This window comes from Candidatus Obscuribacterales bacterium (assembly GCA_036703605.1).
Taxonomy (GTDB): domain Bacteria; phylum Cyanobacteriota; class Cyanobacteriia; order RECH01; family RECH01; genus RECH01.
Window position 1 is genome coordinate 1 of sequence record DATNRH010000106.1, and the last position, 10,774, is coordinate 10,774.

Here is a 10,774-nt window from a genome sequence, read left to right on the forward strand (position 1 = left end):
GCCATGGCGGTGCAGAAACTCTTTCCCAAGGCACAGGTGACGATTGGCCCTTGGATTGAAAATGGTTTCTACTACGACTTTGATAGTCCTGAACCGTTCACAGAGCAGGATCTCAAGGCCATTAAAAAGGAGATGGTAAAAATCATCAAGCGCAAGCTGCCGGTGATCCGCGAGGAGGTCAGCCGCGAAGAAGCAGAGCGCCGCATTCAGGCTCTAGGGGAACCCTACAAACTGGAAATCCTCCAAGATCTGAAGGAACCCATTACCCTATATCACCTAGGCGATGCTTGGTGGGATCTCTGCGCCGGGCCCCACGTGGAGAATACTCAGGATCTCAACCCCAAGGCCTTTGATCTGGAAAGTTTGGCCGGGGCCTACTGGCGCGGCGATGAAACCAAGGCCCAGCTCCAGCGTATCTACGGCACCGCTTGGGAAACGCCGGAGCAGCTAGCGGAATATAAGCGCCGCAAGGAAGAGGCCCTGCGCCGGGATCACCGTCGTCTGGGCAAGGAGCTAGGGCTATTCATTTTTTCGGACTCCGTGGGCCCAGGCTTGCCCATGTGGACGCCGAAGGGGACGGTGCTGCGATCGCTTTTGGAAGACTTCCTCAAGCAAGAACAGATCCGCCGAGGCTACCAACAGGTCGTCACGCCCCACATCGGGCGCGTCGATTTATTCAAAACCTCGGGGCACTGGCAGAAATATCGCGATGACCTTTTCCCGATGATGGGAGCATCGGAAGATGAGGGGTTTGTCCTCAAGGCCATGAACTGTCCGTTCCATATCCAAATTTACAAAGCTAGTCTGCGCTCCTACCGGGAACTACCTCTGCGCTTTGCTGAATTTGGCACGGTCTATCGCTATGAACAGTCGGGAGAACTGGGCGGCCTCACCCGAGTGCGTGGCTTTACCCAAGATGATGCCCACCTGTTTGTCACGCCGGAGCAACTGAATGACGAATTCCTCAAGGTGGTAGACCTGATCCAGTCGGTCTTTAAGGCTTTGCAGCTCACCAACTTTAAGGCCAGGCTGAGCTTCCGCGATCCCAAGTCGGACAAATATATCGGCAGTGATGATGCTTGGAATAAAGCCGAAGCTGCTATTCAGCAGGCGGTAGAAACCCTAGGGATGAACCACTTCCTTGGCATTGGGGAAGCGGCGTTCTACGGCCCCAAACTCGACTTTATGGTGCAGGATGCCCTAGAGCGGGAGTGGCAGCTTGGGACGGTACAGGTTGACTACAACTTGCCTGAGCGCTTTGACCTGGAATATGTCGCCGAAGACGGCACCCGCCAGCGTCCCGTGATGATCCACCGAGCGCCCTTTGGCTCCTTGGAGCGCTTAATCGGGATTTTGATTGAAGAATATGCTGGCGATTTTCCCCTGTGGTTGGCTCCGGTGCAGGTGCGTTTGCTGCCGGTAACCTCGGAGCAGCTCACCTTTGCCCGGCAGGTGGTGGAGCATATGCAATCCCTGGGCGTCCGAGCTGAGGTGGATCTCAGCGGCGAACGCTTGGGTAAGATGATCCGCAATGCTGAGAAAGAAAAAATTCCGGTGATGGCAGTGGTGGGAGCCAAGGAAGCCGAAGGCAACTCCCTGAGCATTCGTACCCGGGCGTCGGGAGAATTGGGGGCGATCGCGGTTCCTGAAGTTCTCGATCGCTTGACCCAGGCGATCGCTGCCTATGGCAATTTCTAGCCCAATTTTTCACATTACGTGATCCAGGTGCGATCGCGGCCGAGTCCTCATGATTGAATAGGGATTGGCGACTTGTGAGGAAACCTATCTGTGCCCCCTAGTGTGACTGTGATTGTTCCGGCAACGACGGCAAATTTGGGTGCCGGCTTCGACTGCATTGGTGCATCGCTATCGATGTATAACCAATTTTTCTTTGACCACCTGCCCCCAACGGCTGAGCAGCACGTCACTATTCAAGTAGAAGGTACAGAGGCGGATCGGGTGCAGTGTGATCAGCGCAACTTGGTCTATCAAACCTTTCTGTCTTTCTTCCAGCACCTTAAGCAACCGCCGCCGCCGGTCGCCATTCGGATTCAACTAGGAGTGCCCCTAGCTCGCGGGCTGGGGAGTTCCGCCACGGCGATTGTGGGGGGTCTGCTCGGTGCCAATGCCCTGGCCGGATCGCCCCTCAGCCAAACTGAGATCATGCATTTAGCGATCGCCCTTGAAGGCCATCCCGATAACGTAGTGCCGGCGCTACTAGGAGGCTGTCGTCTAGCATCAGCGGATGACCAAGGGCGGTGGACAGTGTGCGACGTTCCTTGGCATTTTGACATCATCCCAGTCGTCGCCATTCCCAACTTTGAGCTATCTACCGAAGAGGCTCGCAGGGTGTTGCCCCAGCACTACAGCCGCGCCGATGCCATCTACAACATTGCCCATATGGGCCTGCTCATTCGCGCGCTCTCCAATGGACGGGGCGACTGGTTGAAAAGCGCTTTGGGCGATCGCATTCACCAGCCCTATCGCCAAACCTTGATCCACGGCTATGAAGCGGTTGCAGCAGCAGCAGCCAGCGTTGGTGCCCACGGGGTGGTGATCAGCGGCGCTGGCCCTACCTTGCTGGCCCTGTGCCCCCCCCAAGCGACCACGGCGGTGCAGGCCGCTATTGAACGGGCCTGGGTGGAACAAGGGTTGATGGCTCGCGTCGAAGCGCTACAGCTCGATACCCGTGGAGCGATCGTCACCCTAGGTGATTAGTACTCTGCAGCAGACGTTTACCCTGGAATAGGGTACCTTCAACGGTTGGATTTTGGCTTTCTCCCCATGGAAGAAGACCCTGCGTGAACGGCTTCGCTCAGCCAGCGTAGACCTTAGGGTATGCCGATCCTGGGATATTGGTGCCTTCTAGGACTAGTCTTGAGGTGGGCTAGCGATCGCCCCCGAGGTTGCACTCCTTCACCAATCCTGAGCTAGCCTCCCCAAACCAGCTATACTAATCACCGCCTGCCCATCTCCATTTTGCCCCAACCGCCTATGACTTCAGTTTGGCAACAGGTTTTATTGGCCCGCCCTGTATCCCTAGAGTTTCTGGGGCGTTGGGCATCATCTAGCTATCTACTGCGGTGGCTGCCGCTCCTTCAGGCATGGCGATCGAGCAGTTGGCTCTTGCAGTGGAGTGAGGCGATCGCCCTTGTCTTGGCGGCCCTGGTCTACATCCTTGCGCCGTTTGTCTCGACGACCCTCATTGGCATTTTGCTGATGGCAGCATCGGCCTTTTGGCTGTTACGGGTTGTGTCAGAACCCGCCGACCTACGCCGGATTACGCCCATTCACATGCTGGTGGGTCTCTACTGGGCGATCGCCACGGTGGCCACGGTGCTGTCCCCGGTGCGCAGTGCGGCCCTGGACGGCTGGGTGAAACTCACCCTCTATCTGCTGCTCTTTGTGTGGATGACGCGGCTGATGCGATCGCCCCAGATGCGCTCCATTCTGATTGGCATTTATCTTCATGTTTCGCTGCTGGTCAGCGTTGTGGGGATTCGGCAATTTATCTTTGGTGCAGATGCCTTAGCAACCTGGGTTGATGTTGAATCATCCCTAGCTGGCACCACCCGTGTCTATAGCTACCTCGGCAACCCCAACCTGCTAGCCTCCTACCTCATGCCCGCCGTCATGCTCAGCGCCGCCGCCATCTTTGCCTGGCAGCGCTGGCTTCCCAAGGCTCTGGCCAGCATGATGTTTGTCATCAACACCGCCTGCCTAGTGCTCACCTTCAGCCGAGGCGGTTGGATTGGTCTAGTCGTCGGTGGATTCGTCCTCGTACTGCTGCTGGTGCATTGGTACAGTATTCATCTGCCACGCTTCTGGCGCATTTGGGCAATTCCCATGGTGTTGGGACTATCGGCAGGGTTTATCTTTGTCGCCGTGATGGCAGTCGAACCGTTGCGCGATCGCGTCGCCAGCATGTTTGTCGGGCGGGAAGACAGCAGCAACAACTTCCGCATCAATGTGTGGATGTCGGTGATTGAAATGATCAAAGACCGTCCTATCCTAGGCATTGGCCCCGGCAATAGCGCCTTCAATCGAGTCTATCCCTTCTACCAACAGCCAGGCTACACCGCCCTCAGTGCCTATTCCATTCTGTTGGAAGTGGCAACAGAAACCGGACTGATCGGGTTAACCTGCATGGTGTGGCTGTTGCTCGTCACCTTCCACCAAGGTTGGACGCAACTGCAACGACTACGCAACCTCAGCCATACACAAGGCTTTTGGCTAATGGGCGCGATCGCCACCATGATCGGGATGTTGGCCCATGGCGTTGTAGACACCGTCTGGTATCGCCCCCAGGTCAGTACCCTCTGGTGGGGCATGGTGGCCCTCGTTGCCAGCTACTATGTCCTACCCCATGCCGAATCGCCTAGTCTGGAGCAATTCCCCAGCGACAACGAGGGTGATCACGATTAAGGCGTGTAGATCAAGGTGATCTGGGAGAACCGGGAGCTTAGTAATCCTTTAGAGCCCTGGCCGTTTCTCGTTTCTCCTGCTTCTGCTTCAGCGCCTCACGCTTGTCATGCAGTTTCTTCCCACGGCAGAGCCCCAGATCTACCTTGACCCGCCCCTCCTTTAAGTACAGCTTCAGCGGCACCAAGGTCAGCCCCTGCTGCTCCACCTTGCCCACCAACCGACGAATTTCATCCTTATGGAGCAAGAGCTTACGCACACGGCGGGGATCATGGTTGAACACCTGACTGGCGCTTTCATGGGGAGAAATATGCACATTGTGCAACCACACCTCCGCATCTCGAATCAGGGCATACCCATCCCGCAGGTTCGCCTTGCCCAATCGTAGAGACTTCACCTCCGTTCCCTTGAGGGCAATGCCGGCTTCAAAGCGCTCTAATACTTCATATTGATGGCGGGCTTGGCGATTATCTGAAAGGATCTTCTGCCCACTGCTGCTCTTACCCATAATGCTTTCTCCTCTCCACTACCCATGACGGATCTCACGCTCTACTGCACCACAATGCGCCATTCATGCAGCTCATAATCTACGCAATGGTTTTGAACTAAGGGATCATTGGCGACGATCGCCTCTGCTTCCTCCAAGGAGCTAGCCTGAAAGAGCAACATGCCACCGCCCCGCTCTGCCCAATAGCCACTGCGTGCATTGTGGCCGCGGGCGATCAGGGATTGGACATAATCAATATGGGCCGGGACATACTGGTCGAAGGTGGCCTTGTCCACAATACCCCGTTCAAGTTTGGCAAACCAAGGCATAGCTACTGCAGAGATCAACGTGAATCACTGGGACGAACCCAAACCCCTATCACTGGGGTCTTTTAGCATAGCGCGAATCCCCCTGTCCTTCCCATGAATGCAACAGAGCCTCATCATGTCTAGCATGACTACTCGCCAAGCCTCCCATCCCGGTGAATACCGTTTCTTCGTAGCCCTGATCCCACCACCCGAGGTGCAGGAGGCTGCCCTGCAGATCATCCAAGAGCTGGGCGATCGCTTTCAAACCAGCACAGCCAAAGCGCCGCCCCACATTACCCTCTATCCACCCTTTTTATGGACAGATAGCGATCGCCTCCTAGAAACCCTCACAGCGATCGCCCAAACCCAAGCTCCCATTGACATCACGCTCTCTGGCTTTGCCGCCTTTCCCCCTCGGGTGCTCTACCTGCATGTTGAACCAACGCCGGGTCTCATGGACCTCCAAACGAACCTCAGCCAACAGCTTGAGCAGCACCTAGGCATCGTCGATCCCGTTGAACAGCGGCGCGGCTTCACCCCCCACCTCACCGTCGCCTCCCGCAACGTCACCCGTCCTACCTTCCGCACCGCTTGGAGCGACCTCCAACACCGTGAGTTTACGGCCAGCTTCAGGAGCGATCGCCTCTCGCTTCTACGCCACAACCGCCGGTATTGGGAGGCTGTAGAGGATTGCCCCCTTGCCACCAGAACAGGGCAATCTAGCCAAGCACCCCCTGTTCCACCAATGTAAAGTTTTCAAGACAAATTTAGTTTCACTTGACATCCAACCCAGCAAACAGTAACAATAGATACAGAAAGTAAATCGTTCATCTCCCACGAATCAAGATTTAAGATGCTTTAAGTTTAGAGAAAGGGAGACGGAAGTAAGGAGTAATCCTGAAGGAACGCGCCTCAAACCCAAACACTCGCATCAACTTGAGTAGGAGGCGAATCCATGAAACTCACATATCGCGGCACCACATACAACTACACCCCTCCAGCTGTTGAACTAGGCGACTCGACGTCTGTTGGCACCTACCGGGGTGTTGACATCCGATTCCGTAACCCTAAAAAAGTTTTCGTTCAGCAAACCACGCTGGATCTGAAATATCGCAACGCTGCCTACACATCCACTCAGCCCGTGATGGATGCAGCGATCGCTCCTGAGGTTGAAGCAACTCCGGTTGCCCAAGTCATGGCAGCGGTAGCAGAACCCGTCAAGGCGGCTGTTCTAGACGTACAAGATCGGGCGCGGGCTTTGATGATGGGCCACCACCGCACCATCAAGCAACGCCAGCAAGCCATGCTAACCCGCTTGGATGCTGAGGTCGGCGTGCCTGTGGCTGAAGCTGCTAAGTATTGGAATCACGTGCAAGGTAAGGTGCATCCTTCCTTCCGGGCCAGCTACGATCGTAGCGGTGCATCTCTAAGCTAGGCTAGCTGGGTCTGATACCGGTGTGAATCCGGTCAGAGTGCCTTGAAACCCAGGTCAATGAGTCGGGTAGATGACCTCTTTCGGGAGAGCGTCTACCCGATTTTTGATCGGCCCACATCTCAAGGCTCTAGTCCTGAGACTCGATCGACGCTGCACCTATCGATAGGCCAGATCTTCCGTGAGCTGAACTTCAATGATTTGGTCAGGAGCGATCGCTCCCGACCGCTGCGCCGTGATCGTAGATGACTGTCCCGTGACCCGAATATTTTGCTCATCTACCGATAACGCCTGAACCACAAAGCGGCTACCCGACGATGACGATTCGAAGCGCCCTAGAACTTGACTATCCACTGGCACCAGCACCTGTCCAGTTGTATCAACCACCGGCTGACTAACCAGCAGCACCTCTTGGCGAGGAACAGCTAAAGGTAGATCGAGCGATCGCTCCCCTGGATAGCGCAGGGTCAAAACCGTACCGGCCGGCAACCATACCGACGGGCTAGACACCACAACCGTCGCGGGGTTTTCTGGCATCGCTGAGACATCAGTAGGCAAAGGTTGCCCAAAGTCCACTGTATCTGCAGGGCGGGAAGGTATCGGTGCCAACGACACAGGCGGCTCGACGACAACGGGCTGAGTCGCAACCGGAGGTGTCTGGGTTTCCGGCTGAACCACAACGCTATCCCCAGGTCTATCTTCATCGTCAAAAGGTTCTGCCTCTACCACCGGCTCTACCACCGGCTCTAACGTCGGTTCCTGCACGGGAGCAGGCGGGGCAACCGCAGGAGACGATGCCGGCGGTGGCACCATGACTTCAATAGCACCGGGCTCCAGCTCAGGGAGAGCATTGGCGCTAGGTAGACTAGCCGTACTCGCAGGCTCAGGGAAAGCATTGGCGCTGGATGGACTAGGCACACTAGGGGTAGGTGGTGGTGGACTCGGAGCAAGGCTCGGACTGGGAGCATTCGGCGATGGCATGGAGAACTCCACCTCACCGAGACTAGAATCCACAGATACATCAGGGGGCGGCGCTGCAGCTACCGATGGCGTATCGACCTCCAGCAACGGCCGAATCATCCAGCGATCGCCCTCCACGGGACGCAATTCCACCTGTCCTGGCGCAAAAACTACATCTGGCGCTAGTTCTATGACAATGCGAGCCATGCCCGGCTGAAATTGGCCAACCCGAATATGTCGCACCATGCCGCTATAGGACTGCTCTGTGGGCACATTGCCCACATCTGTCCCTGGCAAGTTAATCACAATCCGCGGCGGCTCAGCCAATAGAAAATAGTCGGGGCTCTGTCCATTCGGCACCGTGACCGTCAAGCTACGGCTGGACGCATCAAACGACCATTGGGTGAGTTGGGCAGCTTGCAGCGGTGCCGTCCCCAGCATCATGGGCAAGCCAAGTCCCATACTGCCTAGAACCAATCGCGATGCCACGGTGATCATAGCGATCGCCGTGGATCGACGTTGAAACCGGACTGATTTTCCCATGGCTACCGTCCTACTGCAATTCCAGCCGTTAACATCCAGTGGCTACAGCCAAGCCATCGATTCGTTGGAAACTTACAAGCTAGAGATGAGATGAATGGTCTAGCTAGATTTAGGCACAGTATAGCAATTCTTGCCGAAGCGATCGCTACATCTAGAGTTATCCTAAGTTGCGGTAGCAGATCTTCCTTGATGTCTCCCTAAAAGCACTATTACAGGACTGTAACAGTCCTGTAACGTAGATCCCAGACACCTAGTGAAATCAAGACAGAGCCTAACAAATCTCGATAGAATAGGATGCCGTCTTTCAGGATCCGGTCATGACTGCCTATCCATCTCATCAGTCTTTAGACGCGCTTCAAGCAGAAATCAACACCCTCCTCACCCAGCTCCCTGAACTTGACCACGGGGAGCTCATTCAGCGCGCCCTCATGACCCTCGTTCGTATGGCTGAGGTGGAAGCCGATCGCCTCGACTGGAAAATCTTAAACTCCTCGCTGCAAGATATGGAGCGAGCCTTTCGGGTGTTCTATCTTTACCGTCATGTGCGTAAAATCGCCATTTTTGGTTCGGCCCGCATGAGCCCGGAAACAGCAGAATATCAAATGGCGGCAGCCTTTGCTCATCAAATTACCCAGCAGGGCTTCATGGTCATGACCGGTGGCGGCGGCGGGATCATGCAGGCCGGCAACGAAGGCGCAACGGCAGCCAAGTCCTTTGGGCTGAATATCCAACTGCCCTTTGAGCAAACCTCCAATCCTTTTATTGAAGGTGATGCCAAGCTGATTAATTTCAAGTACTTTTTTACGCGCAAGCTATTTTTCCTGCGGGAAACCGACGCGGTTGCCCTCTTTCCAGGTGGATTTGGTACCCAGGATGAAGCCTTTGAATGTCTCACCTTGATGCAAACCGGCAAATCTCCCTTAATTCCCGTTGTCCTAGTCGATGAGCCAGGGCGGGGCTACTGGAAAAGTTGGGATGCCCACATTCGAGAGCACCTGCTGAAAACCAACCTGATTAGTCCCGATGATCTCAGCCTGTACACGATCACCGACAATATCGACGTGGCCTGTAACGTGATCATGAGCTTCTATCAGGTCTACCACTCCAGCCGCTACGTGGGCGATCGCTTAGTCATCCGCCTGAAGTCGGAGCTATCGGATGCGGCGCTGGAAGAACTAAATGAAACATTCCACGATATCTTAGTCCAAGGGCGGATTGAGAGAAGCCCGGCAGTGGTGTCGGAGCCAGACCCAGAACTAGACGGACTTCCTCGTTTAGTCATGCACTTCAATCAGCGAGATCTTGGACGGCTTTACCAACTCATTTGCGCTATTAATCGACTAGGTGCGCCCACCATCGCTGATGCACATCCTGAGAAAAAGTAGCGCTGCGATCTCTGCGGATGCATGAGCTATTCCTAACGACCTTACCCAAGGTTGAAACACGTTGAGATGCGACGTTGAGGAGCGTCCATCCGTGATGGGACAGGCTAAACCTCTCAGGCGATCGCCGGATTTATGCCAACTGTTTTGACCTGACTATGACCTATTGTCTTGGTATTGTGACACGCTACGGATTGGTGTTGGCGGCCGACTCTCGCACCAATGCAGGGGTGGACTATATTTCCACCTACCAAAAGCTATTTGACTTCTCGGTGCCCGGACAGCGGGTGATTATGCTGTGTACCGCCGGCAATCTGTCGATGACCCAGAGTGTTCTCTACTCCATCGAGCAGGATCTCAAAAGCGACGAACTAGAAAATCTCCATACACTGCCGACACTGTATGAAATTGCGCGCTATTTGGGTGACAAAATTCGTCAAGTGCAGGAGCGCGATCGCCCCTGGCTGGAAAAAGACGGCATTGATTTCCGCTGTAGCTTTTTGCTAGCAGGGCAAATTTTGGGCCATCGCCCCAGCCTCTATCTGGTGTATACCCAAGGGAATTTCATCGAAGCCACCCCCGAAACGCCCTTCTTGCAAATCGGCGAAACCAAGTATGGCAAGCCTATCCTAGACCGCACCATCACCTTTGAGACCCCTCTCGACGCGGTTGCTAAATGTGTCTTACTGTCCATCGACTCCACCATGAAGTCAAACATCTCAGTGGGGCCACCCATTAACCTGATGATGTACGAGACCGACAGCTTTGTTGTTCAACACCAACTCAAACTAAGAGTGGGAGATCCCTATTTGGCAAAAATCCGTCGGCTATGGGAAGTGTCGGTGCGGCAGGCATTTGAGCAAATGCCCGATGTGGAATGGCAGCACTATCTCAGCGAGGATGCCCACGAGGAAGTGTTTACCGACTAAGTTACCGAACTATTACCGGCCTATTGCCGGTCTATTGCCGACCGTTACCGACTAGGCAAGGGTATGGACTATCACCCTTGCCTTAGCTACTCAAACGATGCACCGGTTAATCCAGAAATGGTTTGCCGGATCTGGGGCAGGGCAAGAAATTCCTGGGCATCATCCATCAGGCGATCGCCCCATAGATTGAGACGCAAGAAGTCTAGATCTGCATAGCGTTGATCTAAGCGCAGGGCAGCTTCTCCCAAACGCACTCCCTCAACCTCTTGACCTTGATGGTATAGCGCCACCGCGATCGCCAGTTGAGGCTC

Annotated in this window: 11 protein-coding genes and 1 riboswitch; of the genes, 7 read left to right on the plus strand and 4 right to left on the minus strand. The window is 55.1% G+C overall.

Translation table 11 applies throughout. The features are described 5' to 3' along the window. The 3 genes from thrS to V6D20_02170 all read left to right on the plus strand — a co-directional run. Positions 1 to 1,698 (plus strand): threonine--tRNA ligase (thrS, locus tag V6D20_02160; protein HEY9814599.1); only part of this gene is annotated, 1,698 nt, incomplete at its 5' end. A gap of 90 nt (positions 1,699 to 1,788) precedes the next feature. Next, positions 1,789 to 2,718 (plus strand): homoserine kinase, encoded by a 930-nt coding sequence (thrB, locus tag V6D20_02165; protein ID HEY9814600.1) that lies wholly within the window; start codon positions 1,789 to 1,791, stop codon positions 2,716 to 2,718. 276 nt (positions 2,719 to 2,994) lie between these two features. Next, positions 2,995 to 4,425, plus strand: coding sequence for an IctB family putative bicarbonate transporter (locus V6D20_02170; GenBank protein ID HEY9814601.1), 1,431 nt, complete (start codon positions 2,995 to 2,997; stop codon positions 4,423 to 4,425). A gap of 37 nt (positions 4,426 to 4,462) precedes the next feature. On the opposite strand, the gene smpB is transcribed toward V6D20_02170, so the two are convergent. Next, entirely contained in the window at positions 4,463 to 4,930 is a 468-nt protein-coding gene (smpB, locus tag V6D20_02175) for an SsrA-binding protein SmpB (protein HEY9814602.1), read from the minus strand. Between the two features lie 41 nt (positions 4,931 to 4,971). Beyond that, positions 4,972 to 5,238, minus strand: coding sequence for a YciI family protein (locus tag V6D20_02180; protein ID HEY9814603.1), 267 nt, complete (start codon positions 5,236 to 5,238; stop codon positions 4,972 to 4,974). A gap of 115 nt (positions 5,239 to 5,353) precedes the next feature. Here V6D20_02180 and V6D20_02185 point away from each other — a divergent pair, with 115 nt between their 5' ends. Both V6D20_02185 and V6D20_02190 read left to right on the plus strand, forming a co-directional pair. Then, positions 5,354 to 5,968, plus strand: coding sequence for a 2'-5' RNA ligase family protein (locus V6D20_02185; GenBank protein ID HEY9814604.1), 615 nt, complete (start codon positions 5,354 to 5,356; stop codon positions 5,966 to 5,968). 71 nt (positions 5,969 to 6,039) lie between these two features. Then, a riboswitch (Glutamine riboswitch) is annotated at positions 6,040 to 6,129 on the plus strand. Between the two features lie 43 nt (positions 6,130 to 6,172). Continuing rightward, positions 6,173 to 6,652: a DUF4278 domain-containing protein gene (locus V6D20_02190; protein HEY9814605.1), complete on the plus strand. Its 480-nt coding sequence runs from the start codon at positions 6,173 to 6,175 to the stop codon at positions 6,650 to 6,652. A 156-nt stretch (positions 6,653 to 6,808) separates the two neighbouring features. Here V6D20_02190 and V6D20_02195 read toward each other — a convergent pair whose 3' ends face one another. Next, entirely contained in the window at positions 6,809 to 8,152 is a 1,344-nt protein-coding gene (locus tag V6D20_02195) for an AMIN domain-containing protein (protein HEY9814606.1), read from the minus strand. A gap of 317 nt (positions 8,153 to 8,469) precedes the next feature. On the opposite strand from V6D20_02195, the gene V6D20_02200 reads away from it, so the two are divergent. Beyond that, a complete protein-coding gene (locus V6D20_02200; GenBank protein ID HEY9814607.1) occupies positions 8,470 to 9,537 on the plus strand; it encodes an LOG family protein in 1,068 nt (355 codons plus the stop codon). 155 nt (positions 9,538 to 9,692) lie between these two features. Beyond that, complete coding sequence (locus V6D20_02205; GenBank protein ID HEY9814608.1) at positions 9,693 to 10,463, plus strand: proteasome-type protease; 771 nt, start codon at positions 9,693 to 9,695, stop codon at positions 10,461 to 10,463. 86 nt (positions 10,464 to 10,549) lie between these two features. Here the strand turns inward: V6D20_02205 and V6D20_02210 are convergent. Continuing rightward, positions 10,550 to 10,774: hypothetical protein (locus V6D20_02210; protein ID HEY9814609.1), on the minus strand; the 225-nt coding region annotated here is incomplete at its 5' end.

Excerpts from the sequence above, each read along its gene's own strand:
- V6D20_02195 (HEY9814606.1), bottom strand. The coding sequence starts at position 8,152 with ATGGGAAAATCAGTCCGGTTTCAACGTCGATCCACGGCGATCGCTATG.
- V6D20_02200 (HEY9814607.1), top strand. The coding sequence starts at position 8,470 with ATGACTGCCTATCCATCTCATCAGTCTTTAGACGCGCTTCAAGCAGAA.
- V6D20_02185 (HEY9814604.1), top strand. The coding sequence starts at position 5,354 with ATGTCTAGCATGACTACTCGCCAAGCCTCCCATCCCGGTGAATACCGT.
- V6D20_02180 (HEY9814603.1), bottom strand. The coding sequence starts at position 5,238 with ATGCCTTGGTTTGCCAAACTTGAACGGGGTATTGTGGACAAGGCCACC.
- V6D20_02190 (HEY9814605.1), top strand. The coding sequence starts at position 6,173 with ATGAAACTCACATATCGCGGCACCACATACAACTACACCCCTCCAGCT.
- smpB (HEY9814602.1), bottom strand. The coding sequence starts at position 4,930 with ATGGGTAAGAGCAGCAGTGGGCAGAAGATCCTTTCAGATAATCGCCAA.
- V6D20_02170 (HEY9814601.1), top strand. The coding sequence starts at position 2,995 with ATGACTTCAGTTTGGCAACAGGTTTTATTGGCCCGCCCTGTATCCCTA.
- V6D20_02205 (HEY9814608.1), top strand. The coding sequence starts at position 9,693 with ATGACCTATTGTCTTGGTATTGTGACACGCTACGGATTGGTGTTGGCG.